This is a genomic window from Actinomadura sp. NPDC049382 (assembly GCF_040677125.1).
In the GTDB taxonomy this organism is placed as follows: Bacteria; Actinomycetota; Actinomycetes; order Streptosporangiales; family Streptosporangiaceae; genus Spirillospora; species Spirillospora geliboluensis.
The window spans coordinates 1-23,938 of the sequence record NZ_JBFARO010000122.1; the positions used below are offsets into that span (position 1 = coordinate 1).

At 73.2% G+C, this 23,938-nt stretch carries 17 protein-coding genes; 11 read left to right on the forward strand and 6 right to left on the reverse strand.

Annotation, left to right across the window (positions count from 1 at the left end; translation table 11 throughout):
- Positions 1–330, forward strand: a 330-nt coding sequence (locus tag AB0K34_RS38280) for an ROK family protein (protein WP_364553642.1), incomplete at its 5' end; no start/stop codon positions are given.
- Here the strand turns inward: AB0K34_RS38280 and AB0K34_RS38285 are convergent.
- From AB0K34_RS38285 to AB0K34_RS38295, 3 genes are read right to left on the reverse strand one after another with little or no spacing between them, the layout of a single operon-like run.
- Entirely contained in the window at positions 327–1,862 is a 1,536-nt protein-coding gene (locus tag AB0K34_RS38285; RefSeq protein ID WP_364553643.1) for a glycoside hydrolase family 43 protein, read from the reverse strand. The two genes, AB0K34_RS38280 and AB0K34_RS38285, sit on opposite strands and share 4 nt — an antisense overlap.
- Positions 1,859–4,207 (reverse strand): glycoside hydrolase family 3 N-terminal domain-containing protein, encoded by a 2,349-nt coding sequence (locus AB0K34_RS38290; RefSeq protein ID WP_364553644.1) that lies wholly within the window; start codon positions 4,205–4,207, stop codon positions 1,859–1,861. The genes AB0K34_RS38285 and AB0K34_RS38290 overlap by 4 nt, the downstream gene beginning before the upstream one ends.
- Positions 4,204–5,250: a LacI family DNA-binding transcriptional regulator gene (locus AB0K34_RS38295; RefSeq protein WP_138640829.1), complete on the reverse strand. Its 1,047-nt coding sequence runs from the start codon at positions 5,248–5,250 to the stop codon at positions 4,204–4,206. Before AB0K34_RS38295 ends, AB0K34_RS38290 begins: the two co-directional genes overlap by 4 nt.
- A 272-nt stretch (positions 5,251–5,522) precedes the next feature.
- Here AB0K34_RS38295 and AB0K34_RS38300 point away from each other — a divergent pair, with 272 nt between their 5' ends.
- The 4 genes from AB0K34_RS38300 (at position 5,523) to AB0K34_RS38315 (ending at position 9,863) form a co-directional block, all read left to right on the forward strand.
- Positions 5,523–6,815 (forward strand): extracellular solute-binding protein, encoded by a 1,293-nt coding sequence (locus AB0K34_RS38300; protein WP_138641577.1) that lies wholly within the window; start codon positions 5,523–5,525, stop codon positions 6,813–6,815.
- Positions 6,812–7,804 carry a sugar ABC transporter permease gene (locus AB0K34_RS38305; protein ID WP_364553645.1) on the forward strand — a complete coding sequence of 331 codons (993 nt, stop codon included), beginning with the start codon at positions 6,812–6,814 and terminating at the stop codon, positions 7,802–7,804. Before AB0K34_RS38300 ends, AB0K34_RS38305 begins: the two co-directional genes overlap by 4 nt.
- Positions 7,801–8,628, forward strand: a complete 828-nt coding sequence (locus AB0K34_RS38310) for a carbohydrate ABC transporter permease (protein WP_138641575.1) — start codon at positions 7,801–7,803, stop codon at positions 8,626–8,628. Before AB0K34_RS38305 ends, AB0K34_RS38310 begins: the two co-directional genes overlap by 4 nt.
- Positions 8,629–8,786: 158 nt before the next feature.
- Positions 8,787–9,863 carry a lytic polysaccharide monooxygenase gene (locus AB0K34_RS38315; protein WP_138641574.1) on the forward strand — a complete coding sequence of 359 codons (1,077 nt, stop codon included), beginning with the start codon at positions 8,787–8,789 and terminating at the stop codon, positions 9,861–9,863.
- A 218-nt stretch (positions 9,864–10,081) separates the two neighbouring features.
- Here the strand turns inward: AB0K34_RS38315 and AB0K34_RS38320 are convergent, their stop codons facing one another.
- Both AB0K34_RS38320 and AB0K34_RS38325 read right to left on the reverse strand, forming a co-directional pair.
- Positions 10,082–11,812: a glycoside hydrolase family 6 protein gene (locus AB0K34_RS38320; RefSeq protein WP_138641573.1), complete on the reverse strand. Its 1,731-nt coding sequence runs from the start codon at positions 11,810–11,812 to the stop codon at positions 10,082–10,084.
- Between the two features lie 65 nt (positions 11,813–11,877).
- Positions 11,878–13,374, reverse strand: a complete 1,497-nt coding sequence (locus AB0K34_RS38325; protein WP_301175909.1) for a cellulase family glycosylhydrolase — start codon at positions 13,372–13,374, stop codon at positions 11,878–11,880.
- 291 nt (positions 13,375–13,665) lie between these two features.
- On the opposite strand from AB0K34_RS38325, the gene AB0K34_RS38330 reads away from it, so the two are divergent.
- From AB0K34_RS38330 to AB0K34_RS38345, 4 genes are all read left to right on the forward strand, one after another.
- On the forward strand, positions 13,666–14,700 hold the full coding sequence (locus tag AB0K34_RS38330; protein ID WP_301175908.1) for a LacI family DNA-binding transcriptional regulator: 1,035 nt from the start codon (positions 13,666–13,668) through the stop codon (positions 14,698–14,700).
- Positions 14,701–14,821: 121 nt separating this feature from the next.
- Complete coding sequence (locus AB0K34_RS38335; protein ID WP_364553646.1) at positions 14,822–17,746, forward strand: glycoside hydrolase family 48 protein; 2,925 nt, start codon at positions 14,822–14,824, stop codon at positions 17,744–17,746.
- A gap of 83 nt (positions 17,747–17,829) precedes the next feature.
- Positions 17,830–19,005: a DNA polymerase IV gene (gene dinB / locus AB0K34_RS38340; protein ID WP_364553647.1), complete on the forward strand. Its 1,176-nt coding sequence runs from the start codon at positions 17,830–17,832 to the stop codon at positions 19,003–19,005.
- A gap of 112 nt (positions 19,006–19,117) precedes the next feature.
- Positions 19,118–19,918: an SAM-dependent methyltransferase gene (locus AB0K34_RS38345; RefSeq protein WP_138641373.1), complete on the forward strand. Its 801-nt coding sequence runs from the start codon at positions 19,118–19,120 to the stop codon at positions 19,916–19,918.
- Here the strand turns inward: AB0K34_RS38345 and AB0K34_RS38350 are convergent.
- Positions 19,887–20,693: a hypothetical protein gene (locus AB0K34_RS38350; protein ID WP_301175907.1), complete on the reverse strand. Its 807-nt coding sequence runs from the start codon at positions 20,691–20,693 to the stop codon at positions 19,887–19,889. The two genes, AB0K34_RS38345 and AB0K34_RS38350, sit on opposite strands and share 32 nt — an antisense overlap.
- 425 nt (positions 20,694–21,118) lie before the next feature.
- Between AB0K34_RS38350 and AB0K34_RS38355 the strand changes: the two genes are divergently transcribed.
- Together AB0K34_RS38355 and AB0K34_RS38360 are read left to right on the forward strand one after the other, a co-directional pair.
- The gene (locus AB0K34_RS38355; protein ID WP_301175906.1) at positions 21,119–22,906 is read left to right on the forward strand and encodes a histidine kinase; all 1,788 of its coding nucleotides are present in this window, start codon (positions 21,119–21,121) and stop codon (positions 22,904–22,906) included.
- Positions 22,897–23,571, forward strand: coding sequence for a response regulator transcription factor (locus tag AB0K34_RS38360; protein WP_138636959.1), 675 nt, complete (start codon positions 22,897–22,899; stop codon positions 23,569–23,571). Before AB0K34_RS38355 ends, AB0K34_RS38360 begins: the two co-directional genes overlap by 10 nt.
- Positions 23,572–23,938 lie beyond the last annotated feature (367 nt).

Below are 23,938 nucleotides of genomic sequence, written 5' to 3' on the forward strand. Positions count from 1 at the left end.
GGCTCGGTCGGGGGGCTCGTCGAGCGGCTGGAGGCGGGCGACGCCGCCGCGCTCGGCGCGGTGGCGCGGGCCGGGCGGGCGCTCGGCGGCGCGCTCGCCTCCGTCGTCAACCTGATCGACCCCGACACCATCGTCCTCGGCGGCGTGTTCTCGCCGCTGGCCGCGTGGGTGCGGCCCCCGCTCCAGGACGTCCTCGCGGGCGGCTCCGGATCGCTGCGGCGGGGCGTCCCGCCGGTCGAGGTCTCCGGCCTCGCCGAGGGCGCGGCCGTCCTCGGCGCCGCCGGCCTGGTGGTGGAACGCGTGATCGCCGACCCCGCGCTGCTGCTTTAGGGCGCGCCTGGGAGCGGGGTGTACTCGAACCAGGCGAAGTCGACGTGGTTCGCGCTCGCCCGCCCGTTGGACGTGGCGTAGAGGCCGATGTAGGCGCCGGTGAAGCCGCCCGCGACCTGGCTGGTCAGGATGTCGCCGTCCACGGGGTCGCCGAGCGGCGTCCAGATGCCCGGCTCCGCGCTGTAGGACGCCTGGTACCAGCGCCCGTGGGCCTCGAAACCGAGCCCGACCCGTCCCGGAGCGGGCGGCGCCATGGCGAGCACCGTCTCGACGCCCTGCTCGCGCTTCACCAGCAGCACGCCCTGGGCCGCCGACACCAGCAGGACGTGGAAGTCGTTGTTCTGCACGAGCGCGAGCCCCGCCCACTCCTCGTCGGCCGGGACGAAGTCCAGCGCGGTGAAGGCGGCGAAGTCGTGGTGCTGCTGGCGCCGGCCGACGAACGACGGGTTGGCGACGTCCGCGAGGCTCTCCGGCCGGACGCGCAGCCGCAGGTGCCCCGGCCGCTCGGACAGGCTCCACCACCGCTCGCGCGGGGGCCGCAGCATGTTCCACTCCGGGCCGAGCTCCGGGCCGTCGAACTGCCCGCTTCGCGGGACGGCCGGCCACGGATGCGGCGGCAGCGACGGGACCGGGTGGCTCGGCTCGACGCGCCCGCCGGTGACCGGCCAGCCGTCCTCCCAGGCGAGCGGGGCCAGGAAGGTCTCGCGTCCGAGGACGCACCGGTCGCCGCGGTGCGGGCGCATCGCCAGCAGCACCATCCACCACTCGCCGTCCGGCGTCTCGACCAGGTCGGCGTGCCCGGTGCCGACGATGGGGTGGCCGGTTCCGAAGTTCCGGTGGGTCAGCACCGGATTGCGCGGGCTGCCCTCGTACGGGCCGGTCACCGAGTCCGAGCGCGCGATCATCACGGCGTGGTCGAGCGCCGTGCCGCCCTCCGCGGTGAGCAGGTGGTACCGCCCGCCGATCTTGTAGAGGTGGGAGCCCTCCGACCAGATCGACCCCTTCACCGCGCCGTCCCAGATCACGTGCTCGTCGCCGGTCAGCGCCAGGGCCGCCGGGTCGAACTCGCGCAGCCAGATCTCGGTGTGCCCCTCGTACCGGCCGGTCAGCCGCGTGCCGGTGCACCAGGCGCGGCCGTCGTCGTCGAAGAACAGCGACGGGTCGATGCCCGCGCCGTCCAGCCGGTGCGCGTCCGACCACGGCCCCGCCGGGTCGGACGCGGTCATCACGAAGTGCCCGGACCAGTCCGTCCCGTCCACGAGGGTGCACACCAGGTAGAAGGTGCCGTCGTGGTGGCGCAGGGTCGGCGCGTACAGGCCGCCGGACGCGGGCACCCCGTCCAGCGGCAGCTGATCGGGCCGGTCGAGCGCGTGCCCGATCTGCCGCCAGTGCACCAGGTCGCGGCTGTGGAACACCGGCAGCCCGGGGAACCACTCGAACGTGGACGTCACGAGGTAGAAGTCGCCGTCCACGCGGCAGACCGACGGGTCGGGGTGGCAGCCCGGCAGCACCGGGTTCAGGAACCGGGTCACAGCGGCGTCACCTCCACGGGCACGGTCATGACCCGGTCGGTGCCGAGCTCCCGGACGGGCCCGTCCAGGGTGAACGAGCCGCACAGCGGAAGGTCCGCGCTCGACCGCCCGACCTCGACCCCGACGGTGCCGGGCTCGACGACGCGCCGCAGGTCGGCGCCCGTGAACGAGGTCCGGTCGGCGTGCACCTCGAACGCGACCCGGGCCGCCTCGCCCGGCTCCAGCCGCACCCGGGCCCACCCGGCCAGCCACCGCACCGGCCGCACCACCGACGCGACCGGGTCGGACAGGTACAGCTGGACGACCTCCGTGCCCGCGCGGTCGCCGGTGTTGCGGACCGCCGCGCTGACCGTGACCGTCCCGTCGGTGGCCGCGCGCTCGCCGACCTCCAGGCCGGAGTACTCGAACGTCGTCCAGGTCAGGCCGTGGCCGAACGGGTACAGCGGGACCGGGTCGACGGCGCTCCAGTCGTGCCCGCCGTCCATCGGCGACCGCAGGTAGGTGACCGGCGGGCCGGACGCGCGGCGCGGCACGCTGATCGGCATCCGCCCGGACGGGTCGACCCGCCCGGCGAGCACGCCGGCGACCGCCGGGCCGCCCTCCTCGCCCGGGAAGAACGCCTGCACGACGGCGGCGGCGCGGTCGGCGAGCCCCTCGATCGCGTAGGGGCGCCCGCTCAGCATCACGAGGACCGTGGGCGTGCCGGTGTCCAGCACGGCCTCGGCCAGCTCCGCCTGCCGCCCCGGCAGCGCGAGCGTCTCGGCGTCGCAGCCCTCCCCGGACGTGCCGCGGCCGAACAGCCCCGCCCGGTCGCCGAGCACGAGCACGCACACCTCGGCGTCCGCGGCCGCGGCGGCCGCCGCCTCGATGTCGGCGTCGTCGGCGACGAACACGTCCTTCGAGCCCGCCACCCGGACGCCGGGCAGCTCGGCGCGCAGCGCGTCCGCGACGGTGCGGATCTCCACGCCGAGCGGCAGCTCGGGATGCTGGCGGCCGACATGGGCCGGGAAGGTGTAGCAGCCCATCATCCCGAACGGGTCCTCCGCGAGCGGCCCCGCCACCACGACGCCGTCGCCCGAGCGCAGCGGCAGCACGCCGTCGTTGGCGAGCAGCACCACCGACTCCTCGGCCAGCCGCCGCGCGATCGCGCGGTGCTCGGGCGGGTCGAGATCGAGGGCCCGCGCGTCCCCGTCGTCGGGCACGTCGTCACCGGGCACGTCATCACCGGGCACGCCGTCCAGCAGGCCGAGTTCGGCCTTCATCGCCAGCACCCGGCCCGCCGCCCGGTCCAGCAGCTCCTCGGGGACGGCGCCCGACCGGACCAGCTCGATCAGCGGCTCGCCGTAGCAGCGGACCGTCGGCAGCTCCATGTCGATCCCGGCGCGCAGCGCGAGGGCGCCGGCCCCGCCCCGCGACCCGGCCACCCGGTGCCGAGTCTCCAGGAACGAGATGCCGAAGTAGTCGGCGACGACGGTGCCGGTGAAGCCCAGCTCGCCGCGCAGCAGCCCGGTCAGCAGCCGCTCGTCGGCGGCGGAGGGCATGCCGTCCACGTCGGTGTAGGAGTGCATGACCGAGCGGGCGCCGGCGCGCAGCGCCATGGCGAACGGTTCGAGGACGACGTCGGCGAACTCGCGCGGCCCGATCGCCACCGGCGCCATGTTGCGGCCCGCGCGGGAGGCGGAGTAGCCGGCGAAGTGCTTCAGCGTCGTGACGATGCCGGCCCCCTCCATGCCCCGCACGTAGGCCGTGCCGAGGACCCCGACGAGGTACGGGTCCTCGCCGATGCACTCCTCCGTCCGGCCCCAGCGCGCGTCGCGGACCACGTCGAGCACGGGCGCGAGGCCCTGGTGCACGCCGGCCGCGCGCAGGCTCGCCCCGATCGCGGCGGCCATCTCGCCGACGAGCTCGGCGTCGAAGGCGGCGCCCCACGCGGGCGGGCTCGGGAACACGGTCGCGCCCCACGTCATGAAGCCGTTGAGGCACTCCTCGTGCGCGATCGCCGGGATGCCGAACCGGTTGCCGGCGGCGATCCGGCCCTGCAGCTCGCGGAGCCGCGCGACGCCCTCGGCGGCCGGGACGGGAGCGGTCCCGAACACGCGGGTGAGCTGGCCGAGGCCGCGGTCGACGACGTCCGCGAGCGCCGGGGCGGTCTCGTGCGAGTCGTCCTCCATCGGGGCCACCGGCTCGCCCGGCTCGGCGGGCATCGCCCAGAACCCGGCGAGCTGCCCCGCCTTCTCCTCCGGCGTCATCCGGGCCAGCAGGTCGGCGACCCGCTCGGCGACCGGCGACTCGCGGTCCTGCCAGGGCTCGCGGGTCGCGCTCGCGGCCGGGACGGCTTCGGTCATCGTTCCTCCGTGTGGACCGGCGGGGTGGGGGGCGGCGGCGCGGTGGAGGCGCGGACACGCAGGTCGGTGGCCAGCTCCACGCGCGGGGTCAGCGGCGGGCGGCCGTCCAGCAGCTGCAGCAGGGTGCGGGCCGCGACGCGGCCCATCTCCTCCAGCGGCTGCCGGACGGTCGTCAGCGGCGGCGAGAGCCACTCGCAGGTGGGCAGGTCGTCGAAGCCGACGACGCTGAGGTCCTCGGGGATGCGCAGCCCGGCCAGCCGGGCCGCCTGGTAGGCGCCCATGGCCTGCTCGTCGCTGCCCGCGAACACCGCGGTCGGCGGCACGGGCAGCTCCAGCAGCTCGCGGGTGCGGGCGAACCCGCCCTGGTGGTGGAAGTCGCCGTAGCGGACGAGGTCCTTGTCGACCTCGATCCCGGCGCGCTCCAGCGCCGTCCGGTAGCCGTCCAGGCGGGCCTGGGTGCAGAGCATGTCGGCGGGGCCGCCGATCATCGCGATGCGGCGGTGGCCGAGCTCGATCAGGTGCTCGGTGGCGGCGAGGCCGCCGGCCCAGTTGGTGGCGCCGACGCTGGCGATGTCGCTGTCCGGCAGGTTCACCGGGTCGACCAGGACGAGGCCGACACCGGCCCGCTCCAGCTGCTCGCGGTGGCGGCGCGTCATCCGCGACGTCACGAGGATGACCCCGTCGCTGTGGTGCAGCGCGGGCAGGTTCTGCCAGCTCGGCGGCCGGGCGTCGTCGTCGCGGACGAGCGAGACGACGACGCCGGTGCCGTGCTCGGCGCACTCGGCCTCCACGCCGCGCAGGATCTCCACCGCCCACGGGCTGTCGAGGCCGGCGAGGACCAGGTCGATCAGGCCGGACCTGCGGGCCCGGCGGGAGCCGCCCGGGCCCGGGTAGTTGTGGGTGCGCAGCAGCGCCTCCACCCGCTCGCGGGTCGCGGCGGCCACGTCGGTGCGGCCGTTCAGGACCTTGGAGACCGTGGCGGGGGAGACCCCCGCCTCCGACGCGATCAGCGCCAGGGTGGGCCGGGCCGGCGGGTCCGGCATCTCATCGGTGGTGCGCACGGGCACGCTTCACTCCTCCCCGAGGAAACGATTGCGAACAGTATCGCAATGTTTCGCTCGCTCCTAGCCCCCCGGATCCACTTCTCAACATTTCATTTAGGTCAACGGGCGGCGAAGCCTTGACCCTGGGGTGGCCCTTTCTTAGAGTTCCACGGCAACGGCAAGCTCGAAGAGTTTCGAAAAGCTTTCGAAGCGGGACGGTTCCCCCCGCCCGCCGGTCCCGGCCAAGCCCACCCCCGATCCAGGAGGCCACCATGGGCATTCCGCACCTGTCGCGCCGTTCGTTCCTGACCGCGGTCTCCGCGGGCACCGTGGCGATCACCGCCGCGCCCCTCCTCGCCGCCTGCGGCGACGGCGACTCGGGAGGCGGCAAGGTCACCATCGAGTGGATGGACATCGCGACCACCGAGCCGTCCAAGACGCTCTACCCGCAGATCGCCAAGGCGTACGAGGCCGCGCACCCGAACGTGCGGGTCAAGCTCACCAACCTGGAGAACGAGGCGTTCAAGTCGAAGATGACCGCGCTGACCGCCTCCGGGAAGCTGCCGGACATCTTCGTCACCTGGGGCGGCGGGGTCCTCAAGCAGCAGATCGACGCCGGCCTGGTCAAGGACGTCACCTCCGACGGCTCCGCCATCCTGAACACGATGACGCCGGTGTCGCAGAAGCCCTACCAGTTCGACGGCAAGACCTACGCGATCCCGTACGACATGGGCGGGGTGGGCTTCTGGTACAACAAGGCCCTGTTCAGCAAGGCCGGGATCAAGGACACCCCGAAGACCTGGACCGAGTACCTGGACGCGGTCCGCAAGCTCAAGTCCGCGGGGGTCACCCCCATCGCGGTCGCGGGCAAGGACAAGTGGCCCGAGATGTACTACTGGGCCTACCTCGCGATGCGCATCGGCGGCCTGCCCGCGCTGCAGCAGGCCGAGAAGGCCAACGACTTCAGCGGGGCCGCCTTCGTCTCCGCGGGCCAGAAGGTCAAGGAGCTCGCCGACCTCGACCCCTTCCAGAAGGGCTTCCAGAACGCCGGCTACGACACGCCCGGCGGGCAGGCCGCGACCATGGGCGCCGGCAAGGCCGCCATGGAGCTGATGGGGCAGTGGGCGCCCGCGGTGCAGAAGGACGCCTCCGGCAAGGACCTCGGCGAAGACCTCGGCTGGTTCCCCTTCCCGAGCGTGGAGGGCGGCCAGGGCCAGGCGACCGAGGTGTTCGGCGGCGGCAACGGGCACGCGCTCAGCAAGGACGCCCCCAAGGAGGCCATCGACTTCCTCGCCTTCCTGATGAACCAGGAGAACGAGAAGAAGCTCGTCTCGTCCGGCGCCTTCATGCCGGTCGTCAAGGGCGCCGAGAGCGAGCTCGACAAGAACCGCAAGCTCGTCGCCGACGCGCTGAACAGCTCCACCGGGTTCCAGCTCTACCTGGACCAGGCGTTCCCGCCCGCGGTCGGCCAGGAGGTCAATGACAGCGTGGCGGCGCTCATCGGCGGCAAGAAGACGCCCCAGCAGGTCACGGAGTCGGTCACCAAGGTGGCCAAGAGCCAATGACCCTGTCCGCCACGACCGACGACCGGCCGCGGCACGCCGCACGGGCCCCGCGCAGGCGGGGCCCCGAGGCGTCGGCGGGGGAGCGGCTGCGCGGCTGGGCGTCCAGCACCTGGTTCCTCCTGCCCGCCCTGCTGCTGTTCTTCTTCTTCGTCCTGATCCCGATCTTCGTCGCGTTCTACACGAGCTTCTTCCGCTGGGGCGGCTTCGGCTGGCCCGAGGACTTCGTCGGCCTCGGCAACTACCGCAAGCTCGCCGACGACCCCGTCTTCCGCGGCGACCTGTGGCGCGGCCTGCTGATCATCGTGTTCTCGATCGCCGTCCAGCTGCCGATCGCGCTCGGCACCGCCGTCCTGCTGAACCAGAGGATGCGCGGCCGGGCGGTGTACCGGGCGATCTTCTTCGCGCCCTACATCCTGTCCGAGGTGATCGCGGGCGTCCTGTTCGGCATCATCTTCCTGCCGGGCAGCGGGCTCGCCGACAAGCTCGTCGAGGACCTGCCGCTGCTCGGCGACCTCGCCGGCCGGTGGTTCGCCGACCCCGACACCGCGCTCCCCACCCTGTTCGCCGTCATGACGTGGAAGTACTTCGGCTTCCACATGATGATCTACCTCGCCGGGCTGCAGGGCATCCCGTCGGAGGTGCTGGAGGCCGCCGCGATCGACGGGGCGGGCCCCTGGCGGCGGTTCCGCAGCGTCACGCTGCCGCTGCTCGGCCCGACGCTGCGCATCAGCGTGTTCCTGTCCGTCATCGGCTCCCTCCAGTTGTTCGACCTCGTGTGGGTCACCACGACGGGCGGGCCGACGCACTCCACGGAGACGATGGCCGTCACCATGTTCCAGTTCGGCTTCAAGCGCTACCAGATGGGCTACGCGGGCGCGATCAGCGTCGCCATGTTCCTCATCTGCATGGTCTTCTCCCTGCTGTACCAGCGCTACGCGCTCCGCCGCGACCTGCAGGGCGCCGTCACCAACGCGGGAGGCCGCCGATGAGAGCCGGCCTCGCGCGGAGCCTGTCCCGGCACACGCTGGTGTGGGTGCTCGGCTCGTTCGTCGTCGTCCCCCTGCTGTACGCGGTGATCTCCGGTTTCAAGACCACCGGCGACCTCACCGCGGACCCGCTGGGGCTGCCGCACCCGTGGAAGGTGTCGAACTACACCGGCATCCTGACGTCCGGCGACTTCTGGCGGCAGATCGCCAACAGCGTGCTGATCGCCGTCGCCACCACGCTGATCACCGTCGCGGTGTCGGCGCTGGCGGCGTTCGCGTTCGCCCGCTACGCCTTCCGGGGCCGGGAGTTCTTCTTCACGCTGTTCGCGGCCGGGCTGATGTTCCCGCCCGCGGTGGCGGTGCTGCCGCTGTTCGTCCTGCTGCGCTCGTTCGGGCTGCTGGACAACCCGCTCGGCATCATCCTGCCGCAGGCCGCGTTCGCGCTGCCCATCACGATCATCATCCTGCGGTCCTTCTTCCGGACGATCCCCGGCGAACTGGAGGAGGCCGCCGTCATGGACGGCTGCTCCCGGTTCGGGTTCTTCTGGCGGATCCTGCTGCCGATGGCGCGGCCCGCCCTCGGCACCGTGTCGGTCCTCGCCATCGTGACGAGCTGGAACAACTTCTTCCTGCCGCTGCTGGTGCTCGCCGACCCGAAGTGGCAGACGATCCCCGTCGGCATCCAGCAGTTCCAGGGGCAGTACTCGACGAACTACGCGCTCGTCATCGCCTACATCGTGCTGGCCATGGTCCCCGCGATCGCCTTCTACGCCATCGCCGAGCGGCAGCTGATCGGGGGGCTCACCGCCGGTGCCACGAAGGGCTGAGCCCGCCCGAGGCACGGCCCGGACGACGCCGTCCGGGCCGTATGGTCCTGCCGTCACCGCCCTTCGATGAAAGGGTGAAAGGACCGTTCCGGGCCCCGCCGGCGCGGAGCTAGCGTCCGCCTGGACAGGACTCTCCTCGGCCCGTGGACGGGAGGACGATGGGAAAGCGACGACGAAGAGCGCTGGCGGCGGGCGCGGTGCTCGGCCCCGCCATGCTGGCGGGCGCCCTGATCACCGCCGTGCCGGCGTCCGCGCACGGCGCGATGATGGTGCCGGGCAGCCGCACGTACCTGTGCTGGAAGGACGGGCTGACCTCGACCGGCCAGATCGTCCCGCACAACCCCGCGTGCGCGGCGGCCGTCGCGCAGAGCGGCACCACCTCGCTGTACAACTGGTTCGCGGTGCTCCGCTCGGACGGCGCGGGCCGCACCCGCGGCTTCATCCCCGACGGGAGGCTGTGCAGCGGCGGCGCGGTCGTGTACGACTTCAGCGGCTACGACCTGGCCCGCGACGACTGGCCGGTCACGCACCTGACGTCCGGCGCGGACATCGAGTTCCGGTACAACAAGTGGGCGGCCCACCCCGGGACGTTCCGCACCTACATCACCAAGGACACCTGGAGCCCGACCCGCCCGCTCAGCTGGGACGACCTGGAGGACCAGCCGTTCTACAGCGCCACCGACCCGCCGAGCGTCGGCTCGCCCGGCAGCGAGGACGCCTACTACCACTGGAACGCCCGGCTCCCGTCCGGCAAGAGCGGCCGCCACATCATCTACACGGTGTGGCAGCGCTCGGACAGCAACGAGACGTTCTACGGCTGCTCCGACGTCGTGTTCGACGGCGGCAACGGCGAGGTGACGGGCGTCGGCGAGGGCGACGGCAACCCGACCGACCCGCCCACCGACCCGACCGACCCGCCCGGCACGCCGGGCATGGTCTGCTCCGCCGAGTACCGCTCCGTCAACAGCTGGGGCGGCGGCTACCAGGGCGAGGTCAAGGTCACCAACACCGGGACGCTCCCGCTGAGCGGCTGGATGGCCCACTTCACCTTCGCCAACGGCGAGACGGTCGGCAGCCTGTGGAACGGCACCTACACGCAGTCCGGCCCGGACGTCACGGTGAAGAACGCGAGCTGGAACGGGTCGCTGGCCGTCGGCGCCTCGACGACGTTCGGGTTCACCGCGAACGCCCCCAGTTCGGCCACCGACGTCGAACCGCACTGCATGACCTCCTGAAAGCTCCCGATCGAACCGCTCCCAACAGAACACGGCTCCCAACAGAACACGGCCCGCGGCGTCCGACAGGGGACGCCGCGGGCCGCTCCCGTTCCGGCCGGCCCCCGGGCACGCGGCCCGACCCTCGGGCACGGCTCCCCGGCACAGAGAGGCCCCGCGACAGGGAGAGGCCCCGCGACCGGGAGCGGGTCGCGGGGCCTTTTCCTGGAGGGGGCCGGTTACTGGACGGGCGGGTAGGCGTTCCGCAGCAGCTCCTGGAACTGCGCGGAGAACCAGTGCCCGGACAGCGGCGCGTCCGGCAGGGCGCCGCTCATGTGGTTGTTGTTGCGCGGGTTGCCGGTGTACGTCGGGTCGCACATCCGGTCGAAGCCCTTGCCCTCGTCGTTCGGGATCTCCTCGCTGGCGCCGTCGGACTCGCCCGGGGGCTTCATCCACACGTAGGCGTCGATGCCCGTCGCGGGCGCGGCCTTCGGCCGCTCACCGAGGCCCGCCCCGGCCTGGTTGCACCAGTTGCCGAGGTGGATGCGGCGGTCGATGCGGCCGCCGTCGACGTAGGCGTTCACGTCCGTCTGCGGGCCGGGACCGGTCGGGCGCTCGGTGCCGCCCCAGCCGTTGCGGCTGGTGTCGATGAGCATGCCGATGCCGGAGTCGAAGCCCTTGCTGATCAGCTCCTGCCGGAACGCCTGCGCGTAGGACTGCTCGTCCACGTACCGGTTCCAGTCGACCCACGAGGACTGGCGGACGGACGTGCCGTTCACCGAGTCGTTGATGGTGAAGTAGGGCTCCTTCACCGCGCCGTAGTTGGCGGTGTTGGTGATGAAGCCGGCCACGTTGCCCTTCGAGCCGGACATGTCGGCGGTGTCGGCGAGCAACTGCGCGGTCGGGCCGAAGTTGTCGTCCCAGCCGATCCAGCCGTGGTGGCCGATGTCGATGTAGTTGTAGACGTTCGACAGCGCGCCGAGCTTCTGCAGCGCGTAGGCGATGCCCTTCTCGTAGTTGCCGTTCGCCTTCATGACGTCGCAGTTCTCGGTGGCGGTCGGCCGGTCGCCCGCGTTGGTGATCAGGTTCGGCAGCGAGTCGATCTCCACGACCGTGACGACCCGCAGGTCGGCGTACTTGGCGTCGCCGAGGATGCCCGCGATCGGGTCGATGAACTCGGTCTTGTACCGGTCGAGGTCGTTCGGGCCGAGCTCGCCGTTGGACGCCAGCGCGGAGCAGTCGCGGCCGGGCAGGTCGTAGACGACGAGCTGGATCACCCCGGCGCCCTGGGAGAGCGCCTCGTCGAGGTGGTCGCGCAGGCCCATGCCGCCGTTCACGCCGTTGATCGCCGCGATCCGGTCGAGCCACACGCCGGTCGGCTGGTCGGAGATCGCGCTCCCGCCGGGTTCGGCGGCGGCGTTGGCGGACCACTCCGGGTTCACGTAGACCTTCGCCCCCGAGTACGGGTTGTCGACGCGGTCACCGGTCGGCGGGTCGGTCGGCGGATCCGTCGTCGGCGGGTCGGTGGGGCCGCCCGTCGACCCGTCGCACACGGTGCCGTTCAGCGTGAACCGGGTGGGGGCCTGGTTCGAGCCGGAGTAGGTGGCCTGGAAGCCCGGGGTGACGGAGGCGTTCTTGGCCAGCGCCCCGCCCCAGCTGGGGTTCTTCACGGTCACGTGCTTGCCGGACTGGGCGAACGTCCCGTTCCAGCCGTTCGTCACCTGCTGGTTGCCGGCGAAGTCCCACTCCAGCGTCCAACTGCTGAGGGCGTCGCCGAGGTTGGTGACCTTCACGTTGGCGGTGAAGCCGGTGCCCCAGTCGTTGGCGGTGTACTCGACGGTGCAGCCGGCGGCCGCGCTGGCCTGGGCCTGGGCCAGCGCGACCGTGCCTGAGGCGAGCAGGACGGCCGCCGCTCCGGCGGCCACGCCGCGGCGGGCGCCGGGCCTCCTGCGCGCAGGGGGGTGCTTCATGCGGGTCTCTCCTCCATCTGGTTGGGGTGGGCGTGTTGCGGGCGGTGGGTCGGGGGGCTGTGGGGTCAGGGGGCGGACCGCAGGTGGTCGCGGAGCCCGGCTCCGTACGCGGTCGGGGTGCCGTCGTAGGAGCTGATCAGGGAGGGGCCGCTGGAGCAGTCCCAGGTGTTCCACGTCCAGCCGAGGTAGGACGCGGCGTGCGCGTCGAGCCAGGCCATCAGCGTGTCGACGTAGGCGTGGCCGCAGGTGTTCTCGCCGATCTCGCCGGCGACGAGCGGCACCGCGGCGGCGACGGGCGCGAGCTGCTGGTCCCAGCAGGCCGCGTCCCTGCAGTAGTTGAAGTTGTAGGAGTGCCAGGCCGCCGCGAGGTTGCCGGCCGGGTCCGACGGCTTCAGCGCGAGCCACTGGGACAGGTCGTTGGAGTAGCTGCTGCCCGCCACCATCACGACGTTCTCGGCCCCGGTGGAGCGGACCGCGTCGAGGAGGTCCTGCATGCCGGCGGCCTCGTAGGTCAGGCCGGTGCAGTCCGCGCCGCCGTCCCGCCAGCACTTCCACGACTGGCCGTAGTCCATGACCTGCAAGTTGTTCGGATACGGCTCGTTGAACAGGTCGAATACGACGGCCCTGTCGTCCTTGTACGCGGCGGCGACCTGCCGCCAGAACTCGGGCGCGTATTCGGCGTCCGGCATCGGTTTCTGGCATTCGGCGGCGGCCGTGGCGCAATGGTTGTCATTGCCGGTCCACAGGCCGTGGCTCCAATGCAGCTCCAGAATGGGCGTGATGCCGTTCTCTTCGAGAAGGCCGACGTAGTTCCGCACCGCGTTCCGGTAGGCGGTGCCGCGGTAGGCCGGGTCGACGTCGTCCAGCCCGAGCCAGCAGTCGGAGTTCAGCGGCACCCGGACGGCGTTCGCGTTCCAGCCCTTGATGGCGGCGACCGAGGCCGCGTCCATCGGGCCGTCCCAGATGCCGTTGCCCTGGACGCACGCGAACTCGCCGCCGGAGCGGTTCACCCCGCGCAGCCGGACGGTGTTGCCGGCGGCGTCGGTGAAGGCGGTGCCGGAGACCTTCAGCTCCGGTGCCGGCCCGCCGGGCGGGGGAGTGGTGGGCGTCGTCGGCGGATCGGTGGGCCCGGCGTCGCCGTTGCAGGCCGTGCCGTTGACCTTGAAGTCGGTGGGGTCGGCGTTGCTGCCGCTGTAGGTGAACTGGGCTCCGGCCTGGACGGACGCACCCGTCGCGAGGACGCCGTTCCAGCTCTCGTTCTGGACGGTGACGGCCGCGCCGGACTGCGACCAGCGGCCGTTCCAGCCGTTCGCCAGCCGCTGGTTCCCGGCGTAGGAGTAGGTCAGCGTCCACCCGGTGGCGGCCGCGCCGCGGTTGGTGATCGTGACGGCGGCCGTGAAGCCCGTGCCCCAGTCATTGGTGGTGTAGGCGACCTCGCAGGCGACGGCCGCCCGGGCCGGCGGCGCGCCGAGCACGGCGCCGGTGGCGGCGAGCGAGCCCGCCGCGCACAGTGCGCCGGTCAGGGCGGCCGCCGCGGCGGTGCGCGGGGAAGGCGATCTCATGATCTCGGCTTTCACGTCGTGACTTTTCGCTTGGGAGCGCTCCCACTCCTGGACTGCGGTGAACGTAGAACGGCCCGGACGCGGCATGGAACCCCTGTTCCATTCCTTTCACGAATTTTCACGGCGGCTCGCGCGCGCGGTGAGGGACCGGGGAGCCATTCCGTGCATCCATGTGGCCTGTGACCCTTGACACAATCCGCGTCCGATCGGATTCTTGGGAGCGCTCCCACTACTCCCGACCCGGTCCCACCCCCGCGACGGCCCGGGAACCCCCGAAGGGAGTGCTCAAGCGTGACCCTCACCCATCCCGAAGACCCCGCCCTTCCCGACCGGCCCCCGACCCTCGCCCACGTCGCCGAGCTCGCCGGCGTGTCGCCCGCGACCGCGTCCCGCGTGCTCAACGGCTCGGCGCGGGTCAGCAGGACGGCCCGCCTCCAGGTGGAGGCGGCCGTCGAGCGGCTCGGCTACGTCCGCCGCCGCGGCGGCTCCCCCGACCGGGAGTCCTCCGGCACGATCGCGGCCGTGGTGTGCGAGGACGCCTGCCGCGTCCTCGGCGACCCCTACTTCGCGCGCCTGCTGTGGGGCGTGCGGCGCGAGCTGGACGGCCGCGCGCCGCTGGTCGTCCTCATGGCCGGCCGGCCGGACGAGTGGCGCGCCACCACCGGCTACCTGCGCGGCGGCCGGGCCGAGGGCGTGCTGCTCGTCGGCGCCCGCCGCGACCAGGTCGCCCCGCTGGTGCAGGCCGCGGCCGGCGCCCCGGTGGTGCTGGCCGGGCGCCCCCTCGACGAGGTGGCGCTGCCCTACGTCGACGTCGACAACCGCGGCGGCGCGCACGCCGCCGTCCGGCACCTGCTCACCACCGGCCGCCGCCGCATCGGCACGATCGCCGGGCCCGCCGACATGGGCGCGGCCGTCGACCGGCTGGCCGGCTACCGGCTCGCCGCCCGGGAGGCCGGGATGGGCGTCAACGGGCTCGTCTGCCAGGGCGACTTCGGCCGGCTGTCCGGCGAGCGCGCGATGCGCCGGCTGCTGGAGCGCCGGCCGGACGTCGACGCCGTGCTCGCCGCGTCCGACCAGATGGCGGTCGGCGCGCTCAGCGCGCTGCGCCGGGCCGGCCGGCGGGTGCCCGACGACGTCGCCGTCGTCGGCTTCGACGACGCGCCCGTCGCCCGGCAGGTGCGGCCCCGGCTCACCACCGTCCGGCAGCCCGCCGAGGACCTCGGCGCCCGGCTCGCCCGCGAGCTGCGCGCCTGCACCGGCGGCCGGCCGAACACCGAGCGCCGCGTGGTGCTGCGCACCAAGTTGATCATCCGGGAGTCCGGCTGACGGCCCCGGCCTGACGCGCGCCCGCCTCGCGGCGCGCCCCTTGAAGAGACGCCATCGCCGGAGTCCGCCGGCGGTGGAGCCCGGTATGCCCGCACGCCGGGTGACTCAGGAAGGAACAACGGTGAGAAGACGGCAACGATGGCGCGCGTTCACGGCCGTGGGCGCGACGCTGACCCTGCTCTGCAGTGGCCTAGGGGTGCTGGCGCCCGCGCAGGCCGCCGCCGCCGCGTGCAAGGTCGTCTACAAGAAGAACGACTGGGGCAGCGGTTTCACGACCAGCATCGACATCACCAACCAGGGTGACGCGCTGAACGGCTGGACGCTGAAGTACTCCTACGCGGGGAACCAGAAGCTGGCGAGCGGCTGGTCGGGCAAGTGGTCGCAGTCCGGCCAGGACGTCACCGTCCAGAACGAGAGCTGGAACGGGTCGCTGGCGTCCGGTGCGACCGTGAACATCGGCGCGCAGTTCACCTACAGCGGGACCAACACCGACCCGACGTCCTTCACCCTGAACGGCACGCCCTGCAACGGCAGCACGTCCGCCCCGAAGGTGGCGCTGACCAGCCCGGCCGCCGGGGCCACCTACTCGGTGGGCGCCTCGGTGCCGCTCGCGGCGACCGCCACCGCCGGGACCGGCGCGACCGTCTCCAAGGTCGAGTTCTTCGACCAGGACGGCCCGCTCGGCGCCGCCGACACCACCGCCCCCTACGCGCTGAACTGGACGCCCACCGCCGCGGGCGGCTACTCGCTCTACGCCAAGGTGACCGACAGCGCCGGCGGCACGGCCGAGTCCGCGCCGGTCGGCATCACGGTCGCGGCCGAGGCGAGCGTCGTGGCCAACCCGGCGACGCTGACCATCGCGCAGGGCTCCACGGCCACGTACGCGGTGAAGCTGTCGGAGGCGCCGTCCTCGAACGTCACCGTGACGACCGCCCGCACCGCGGGCAACAGCGGCCTGTCGGTGACCGGCGGCGGATCGCTCACGTTCACGCCGCAGAACTGGTCGACCGCGCAGAACGTGACGATCACCGCGGACGACTCCGGGACGGGCCAGGCGACGTTCACCTCGTCGGCCACCGGCTACGCGGCGGCCACCGTCACCGCGACCGAGGTGGCCACCGGCGGCGACACCTACACCCAGCGGTTCCTCGACCAGTACAACAAGATCAAGGACCCGGCGAACGGCTACTTCAGCCCCGAGGGCATCCCGTACCACTCGGTCGAGACCTTCATGGTCGAGGCGCCCGACCACGGGCACGAGACCACGTCCGAGGCCTACAGCTACCTCATCTGGCTGGAGGCCATGTACGGCAAGGTCACGCAGAACTGGGCCCCCTTCAACGCCGCGTGGGCGCTGATGGAGAAGTACATGATCCCGACCCACGCGGACCAGCCGACGAACTCCTTCTACAACGCCTCCAAGCCCGCCACCTACGCCGCCGAGCACCCCGAGGTCAGCGACTACCCGTCGCAGATCGACGGCAACATCCCGGTCGGGCAGGACCCGATCGCGAGCGAGCTGAAGTCCGCCTACGGCACCGACGACATCTACGGCATGCACTGGCTGCAGGACGTCGACAACGTGTACGGCTACGGCAACACGCCGGGCGGCGGTTGCGAGGAGGGCCCGAGCGCCGACGGCCCGTCCTACATCAACACCTACCAGCGCGGCGCCCAGGAGTCGGTGTTCGAGACCGTCCCGCAGCCGACGTGCGACAAGTTCGCCTTCGGCGGCACCAACGGCTACCTCGACCTGTTCATCAAGGACTCGTCCTACGCCAAGCAGTGGAAGTTCACCGACGCCCCCGACGCCGACGCGCGCGCCATCCAGGCCGCGTACTGGGCGAACACCTGGGCCGCGGAGCAGGGCAAGGCCGGCTCCGTCTCGGCCACCGTCGCCAAGGCCGGCAAGATGGGCGACTACCTGCGCTACTCCTTCTTCGACAAGTACTTCAAGAAGATCGGCGACTGCCACCCCGCCACGTCCTGCCCGGCCGGGACGGGCAAGGACAGCGAGCACTACCTGCTGTCCTGGTACTACGCCTGGGGCGGCGCCACGGACACGAGCGCCGGCTGGGCCTGGCGCATCGGCGACGGCGCCTCGCACTTCGGCTACCAGAACCCCCTGGCCGCCTACGCGCTGGTGAACGACGCCGCGCTCGCCCCCAAGGGCGCCACGGCCAAGGCCGACTGGGAGAAGAGCCTCACCCGGCAGCTGCAGCTCTACAAGTGGCTGCAGTCCGCCGAGGGCGGGATCGCCGGCGGCGTCACCAACAGCTGGGAGGGCAGCTACAGCACCCCGCCGACCGGCCTCACCGAGTTCTACGGCATGGCCTACGACTGGCAGCCCGTCTACCACGACCCGCCGAGCAACCAGTGGTTCGGCTTCCAGGCGTGGTCGATGGAGCGCGTCGCCGAGTACTACCAGGTCACCGGTGACGCGAACGCCAAGGCGATCCTCGACAAGTGGGTCTCCTGGGCGCTGTCGCAGACGACCGTCGACCCGTCCACCGGCAGCATCAAGATCCCGTCCACGCTCAAGTGGACCGGGCAGCCGGACGCGAACTGGTCGTCGGCCAGCGGCATGCCGCCCGCCAACACCGGCCTGCACGTCACCGTGCAGGACTACACCAACGACGTCGGCGTGGCCGCCGCGTACGCCAAGACCCTGACGTACTACGCCGCCAAGTCCGGCAACGCCGACGCCAAGAAGGCCGCCAAGGACCTGCTCGACGCCATGTGGAAGCACGCTGACGCCAAGGGCGTGTCGGTGCAGGAGACCCGGGCCGACTACAACCGCCTCACCGACCCGGTCTACGTCCCGTCCGGCTGGACGGGCACCATGCCGAACGGCGACCCGATCAACTCCAACTCGACCTTCATCTCCATCCGTTCCTTCTACAAGAGCGACCCCGACTACCAGCGCGTCATGGCCTACGCCAACGGCGAGACCTCGACCGCGCCGACCTTCACCTACCACCGCTTCTGGGCGCAGGCGGACATCGCCCTCGCCATGGCCGACTACGGCCGCCTCTTCAACGAGTAACCACCCACCCCGCGGCCCGTGGCGGCGTCCCGCCGCCACGGGCCCCCTACCTGCCCGGACACCGGTTATGCGAACATATGTTCGTGTCCGGTGCCGCGACGATCCTGCATGCCGACCTGGACGCGTTCTACGCGTCGGTCGAGCAGCGCGACGATCCGTCGCTGCGCGGGCGGCCGGTCATCGTCGGGATGGGCGTGGTGCTGGCCGCCAGTTACGAGGCCAAGGCGCACGGGGTGCGCACGGCGATGAGCGGCGGGCAGGCGCGGCGGCTCTGCCCCCGCGCGGTCGTGGTGCCGCCGCGGATGAGCGCCTACAGCGCGGCGAGCAAGGCGGTGTTCGCCGTCTTCCGGGCCACCACGCCGCTCGTCGAGGGGCTGTCGATCGACGAGGCGTTCCTCGACGTGGACGGGCTGCGCCGGGTCCCCGCGGAGGTGGCCGCCCGGCTGCGGCGGGAGGTCGCCGAGGAGGTCGGGCTGCCGATCACGGTCGGGGTCGCCCGCACCAAGTTCCTCGCCAAGGTCGCCAGCGGCGTCGCCAAGCCCGACGGGCTGCTGGTGGTGCCGCCGGACGGGGAGCTGGAGTTCCTGCGCCCGCTCCCGGTGCGGCGGCTGTGGGGCGTCGGCCCGGCGACCGCCGCCAAGCTGGCCGGGTACGGCGTGGAGACCGTGGGCGACGTGGCGGACATGCCCGAGTCGGCGCTGGTGTCGCTGCTCGGCCCGGGTGCGGGGCGGCACCTGCACGCGCTCGCGCTCAACCGCGACCCCCGCCCGGTGCGGACGGGCGTGCGCCGCCGGTCCATGGGCGCGCAGCGCGCCCTCGGGCGCCGCCGCCGGTCGCCCGCGGAGCTGGACGCCATGCTCGTCGGCCTCGTCGACCGGCTCGGCGGACGGCTGCGCAAGGCCGGCCGCGTGTGCCGGACGGTCACCCTCCGGCTGCGGTTCGGCGACTACGCCCGCGCCACCCGCTCGCACACGCTGGCGCAGGCGACCGCCGACACCCCCGCGATCCTGGCGGCGGCGCGGGGGCTGCTCGCCGCCGCGACGCCGCTGGTCGAGAGCCGGGGGCTGACCCTGATCGGCGTCTCACTCGGGAACCTGCACGACGACCGGGCCGTCCAGCTCGCGCTGCCGTTCGACCAGGCCATGGCCGTGGACGGCGCTGTGGATGGCGTCCGGGAGCGGTTCGGCCCGTCCGCCATCACCCGCGCCGTCCTGCTGAACCGCGACCAGGGCGTGCAGGTCCCGCTGCTGCCCGACTAGGGCTGCTCCGCCGCGCCCGCGCCCGCGCCCGCGTGCCTCACGGTGGGTTCCGGCGCGAGCACTCCGCGTTCCATGAGACGATCATTTGACCGGGGATGAGCGGAGCTTTGCGATGGCCGATGAGAGGTGGACTCCCGCCGACGTGGATCTGGTCACGGCGAACACGGCGCGGATCTACGACTACCTGCTCGGCGGCAAGGACAATTACGCGGCCGACCGGGAGGTGGCCGAGCAGCTGCTCGCCGTCATCCCCGAGGCGCGGGCGGCGGCACGGGAGAACCATGCCTTCATCGGCCGCGCGGTGCGGTTCCTCGCCCGCGCGGGCGTCCGGCAGTTCATCGACATCGGCAGCAAGCTGCCCGCGCGCGGGAACGTCCACGAGGTCGCCGCGCAGGTCGCGCCCGACTCGGCCGTCGTGTTCGCCGACGGCGACCCGGTGGTGCTGGCGCACGCCCGCGCGCTGCTCGCCCGGACGCGGCGGGCCGCGTTCGTCCGGTGCGACCCGCGGCGCCCGGAGGCCGTCGCCGACGACCCGGAGGTCCGCGCGCTCATCGACTTCGAGCGGCCGGTGGCGGTCGTGCTCGACCGCGTCCTGCACTTCATCCCGGACGCGGCCGAGGCCGCCGCCGTGCTGCGGCGCCTGCACGATGCCCTCGCCCCCGGCAGCCACCTGGTGTTCACGCACATCACGCAGGAGCCCGAGCCCGAGTCCGGCGGCGACGTCGGCCGGGTGTTCAAGCCGACCAGCGGCCACTTCTGGGGCCGCGGCCGGGCCGAGATCCTCGACATCGTCGCGTGCTTCGACCTCGTGGAGCCCGGCCTGACCTTCACCCCGCTGTGGCGCCCCGACGGGCCGGGGACCGCGCACCCGGAGCGCGCCTTCACCCTGGCGGGCGTGGGCCGCCGCCGCTGACCGCGAGGGCGCGCAGGCGGCGCCGCCACACGGGCAGGCCGTCGCGCGCGGCGCGCGCGGTGCGCCGGTGGACGCGCGCCGGGGCGGCGCCGGCGTCGTGCACCCAGCCCTGGTGGCTGCGGCCGGTGACCTCCAGCCGGACGAGCGGGACGTAGGAGTCGGCGCGGATCCCCTCGTACCCGTGCCGGACGATGGAGTGGTAGATGTCCTCGGACACGACCAGCGCCAGCGGCCCGCGGGTGCGCCGCAGAGCGCCCTTCGCCTCCGCCGAGTCCAGCAGCCGGAAGGCGACGTCGAGGGATTCGCCGAAATTGCCGTGCCCGTCGTTGTGCACCTCTCCGGCGTGCACCACCACCCGCACCCGAATTCGCCGGTCGCCGCCGGACGTGATCGTCTGCGCCGAATTGTATTCGGCGAGGAGTGCGGACAGCAGCGGCACCACCGGGTGCAGCAGCAGCGTTTTCGGAACCTCGTCGAAAGGGCGCACCAGAACGAGGACCCCGTCGCCCCGGTCGACGTACTCCTCGCGGTGCCGCGGCCCGATTCCGGCGCGGTTGAACGCCTCCTCCAGGAGCCGGTAGAGCGTGCGGCGCAATTCGGCCTTCACCGGGTCGGTGCGCGTCGTGGACGCCTCGATGTCCACCGCCAGGATCGCCCGGTACCGCGGCCGGACCCGCGCCCGGTCGGCGAACGGGGCGAGCGGCCCCGCCGCGCCGGCGGGCACCGGCAGCCCGGCCCCCGGCCCCGCGCCGCGCACGGCCGTCGTCTGCTCCATTTCCCCCGCGCCCCTTTCTCCCCGCGTCCCCCATTGCTCCCGCGAAACGATCCTGGCATTCCCCGCCCGGCCCGGCAACCCAGTAGAACGCGGGCCGGCGGCGGTGTTTTCCCGGTGAATGTGAATTCCTTTCAGCCGGGTCGGATTCGGCCGCGTCCAGGGTCCGGACGCGGGGCCGTCCCGCGTCAAGGGAGGCGCGTCCCGAATGCTCCCGGGCCGGCGGGACTCCGGTCCGGCGAGATCGGGACGAGAACGCCGGAACGGCGCGCGCATCGATCGCATAACGCACCGTGACGGCGGGCCCCGGCCTCGGGGACACTTCCGGTGCGGTCCCGCCGCCCGCCGCGGCGTCCGGGAAAGCACGGGCCGGCGCCCCGTGGCTTTCCGGTGGCAGGACCTCCCGCCGAGGTCCGAGCATGGAGGGGATGGTCGTGGTCATTTCCGCACCGCGGCGGCGCAGGTCGCCCCCGTGGTTCGGCGCGGAGACGAGGCGCGCCCTCGTCGCCGGGCCGGCGGTGGCGGGGCTCGCGCTGCCGGCCGGGTGGCCGTACTGGCGGGACCATCCGGCCGCCGCCGCGATCACGCTGGTCGGCTGCGCCGCGATCGCCATGGCGGGGGTGCTGCTCGCGACCGGGCCGCGGACCCGCCGGACCGGGCTGCTGTTCGCGGCCGCGTCCGTCTGCTGGGCGGTCAACTGGGCGGCGAGCTGGGACGCCTCCATCGGGCCGCTCCTGTCGCCGTACGCGCAGGCCACCTTCTACCTCGCGCTCGCCGTGGGCGTCCTGCTGTATCCGGCCGGGCGGCTGGAGTACCTGCCCGACCGGATCTGGACGGCCGCGGCGTGCGCGGTGCTGTGGGGCTGCCCGACCGCGCTGTGGACGACCTCGGAGCCGGAGTGGGCGGCGTTCCGCGGCGACTCGGTGTGGTGGCCCGCGCCGTTCCCCGACCTGGAGGTCTTCCGGGTCGTCCTGCGGGTGTCCGCGACCCTGTACGTCCTGCTGGCCGTGTCGCTCGCCGTCGTGCTGATGCTGCGGCTGCCGCGGATGGGCCGGATGCGGCGGCTGCTCACCCTCCCCGTCACGGTCGCCATCGGCTTCGTGGGCATCTCCGCCGCGCTGACGCAGCGGCCGATCATGGAGGACTCGATCCCGCTGGACGACCTGCTCCGGGTGTACGCGGTGCAGGGCGCGGTCGTCGTGCTGGTGCCGCTCACCCTGCTGGCGTCCGCGCTGCGGGTCCGCATCGCGGAGCTGACCGTCGCCGGCCGGATGCTCCGGCTGACCGCGCCGGTGTCGGTGGAGCGGGTCCGCGACGCGCTGCGCGACGTCCTGCACGACCCGACGCTGGAGCTGTGGTTCTGGGCGCCGGCGGAACGCACCTACGTCGACACCGACGGGCGCCCCGTGGAGCTCGGCCCGGAGGACCCGGGCGGCGGGGGAGCGGGGCGGTGGCGGCGCCGGGTCGAGGACGCGGCGGGCGAGCCGCTCGCCGTCGTGGAGCTCGGCGCCGCGCTGCGCGACCACGGCTCGCTGGTCGAGGCCGCGCTCGCCGCGGGCGGCCGGGCGCTGGAGACCGCGCGGCTGCAGGCGAGCGTGCACGCGGGCCTGGAGCAGGTCCGCGCCGCCTACCGCCGCCTCGTCCGGGCCGAGACCGCCGAGCGCGAGCGCCTCGCCCGCGACCTGCACGACGGCGCGCAGCAGCGGCTCCTCGCGCTCGGCGCGATGCTCGGCACGCTGGAGGCCGTCACGGGCGACCCGGTGGTGAAGGAGCACGCGCGCACGTGCCGCGAGCAGCTGGTGGCGGCCCTCGCCGAGCTGCGCGAGCTGGCCCGCGAGGTGCGGCCCGCGCTGCTGGTCCAGGACGGCATCGGGCCGGCGCTGGAGGTCGTCGCCGAGCGGGTCGGCGTGCGCGTCGAGCTCGACGTCACCGAGCGCCGGTTCTCCCGCGAGATCGAGTCCACGCTTTACTCCGTGCTGTGCGAGACGCTGTCGTACGCTGTGGACCGCGCGCACGCCACGCGGGTGCACGTCCGGGTGGGCCATGCGGACGGCCGGGTGGCCGCGGAGCTGACCTGCGACGGCGGCGGGCCCGGCGATCCCGCCGCCGACCTCGCCGGGCTGTCCGGCCGGATCGGGGCGCTGCGCGGCGAGGTGGAAGTCGGCGGCGGCCCCGGCGAGGGCACGACGGTGAGGATGGACGTGCCATGCGAGTAGCCGTGGCGGAGGACAGCGGGATCTTCCGGCAGGCGCTGGTCACCCTGCTCACCACGGTCGGCATCGAGGTGGTGGCGTCCGCGGGCTCGGGCGAGGAGCTGCTCGCCCGCGTCGCCGGCGACCCGCCCGACGTGGTGATCGTCGACCTGCACATGCCGCCGACGTTCACCAGCGAGGGGGTCGTCGCGGCCCGCCGGCTGCTGGAGCGCCATCCGGGCATCGGCGTCCTCGTGCTGTCGGCGTTCAACGAGACCCCGCAGGCGATGGAGCTGTTCCGCGACCGGCCGCGCGGCGTCGGCTACCTGCTGAAGGACCACGTCACCGACGTGGACAGCCTGCGCTCGGCGCTGGAGCGGGTGATGCGCGGCGAGGTCGTCATCGACCCGGACGTGGTGAGCAGGCTCGTCGAGGCGCGGCACCGCGAGGCGGAGATGTCCCGGCTGTCGGGCCGGGAGCGGGAGGTCCTGGCGCTGATGGCGGAGGGGCACTCCAACGCGGGGATCGGCAAGCGGCTGCACCTGTCGGCGCGGACCGTGGAGGACCACGTGCGGGCGATCTTCACCAAGCTGAAGATCGCCTCGTCGGGCGGGGCGGCGGGCCCGCAGGACAGCAACAAGCGGGTGCTGGCCGTCCTCACCTGGCTGCGGGCCGCGGAGACCCGCTGACCGGAAGCGGCCGCGGGCGGCCGCCGCGGGCGCGCATCGATCGGGTAACGGAGCCTCCCGCTCGCCGTGCGCGGTGCGGAAAACTGGCCGCGGGAACCGGGTCGCACCGGGTGACCCGGTGGTGGCCCCCGCACGCCACCGGGCGCGCCGCGGGCCGTGCCGGGGCGCGGCCTCCGGCCCGCCCCCATGCTCCCGGTGCCGCCCGTCCCGCACATCCGGGAAAACCCCAATCCCGGACGGTGGTTCCCCGGGACGACACGGAAGGAACGCGGTGAGGGCCGTCCCCCGCTGGCCGCTGTGGCTGGGCGCGCGGGTCCGCCGCGCCCTCGGCGCGGGCACGGTGATCGCGGCGGCCGCGCTGGCGTGG

Bases quoted from the DNA above. Each gene is read 5' to 3' on its own strand.
- AB0K34_RS38290 (WP_364553644.1), bottom strand. From the start codon at position 4,207: ATGACCGAAGCCGTCCCGGCCGCGAGCGCGACCCGCGAGCCCTGGCAG.
- AB0K34_RS38295 (WP_138640829.1), bottom strand. From the start codon at position 5,250: ATGCCGGACCCGCCGGCCCGGCCCACCCTGGCGCTGATCGCGTCGGAG.
- AB0K34_RS38300 (WP_138641577.1), top strand. From the start codon at position 5,523: ATGGGCATTCCGCACCTGTCGCGCCGTTCGTTCCTGACCGCGGTCTCC.
- AB0K34_RS38305 (WP_364553645.1), top strand. From the start codon at position 6,812: ATGACCCTGTCCGCCACGACCGACGACCGGCCGCGGCACGCCGCACGG.
- AB0K34_RS38310 (WP_138641575.1), top strand. From the start codon at position 7,801: ATGAGAGCCGGCCTCGCGCGGAGCCTGTCCCGGCACACGCTGGTGTGG.
- AB0K34_RS38315 (WP_138641574.1), top strand. From the start codon at position 8,787: ATGGGAAAGCGACGACGAAGAGCGCTGGCGGCGGGCGCGGTGCTCGGC.
- AB0K34_RS38320 (WP_138641573.1), bottom strand. From the start codon at position 11,812: ATGAAGCACCCCCCTGCGCGCAGGAGGCCCGGCGCCCGCCGCGGCGTG.
- AB0K34_RS38325 (WP_301175909.1), bottom strand. From the start codon at position 13,374: ATGAGATCGCCTTCCCCGCGCACCGCCGCGGCGGCCGCCCTGACCGGC.
- AB0K34_RS38345 (WP_138641373.1), top strand. From the start codon at position 19,118: ATGGCCGATGAGAGGTGGACTCCCGCCGACGTGGATCTGGTCACGGCG.
- AB0K34_RS38350 (WP_301175907.1), bottom strand. From the start codon at position 20,693: ATGGAGCAGACGACGGCCGTGCGCGGCGCGGGGCCGGGGGCCGGGCTG.
- AB0K34_RS38355 (WP_301175906.1), top strand. From the start codon at position 21,119: ATGGTCGTGGTCATTTCCGCACCGCGGCGGCGCAGGTCGCCCCCGTGG.
- AB0K34_RS38360 (WP_138636959.1), top strand. From the start codon at position 22,897: ATGCGAGTAGCCGTGGCGGAGGACAGCGGGATCTTCCGGCAGGCGCTG.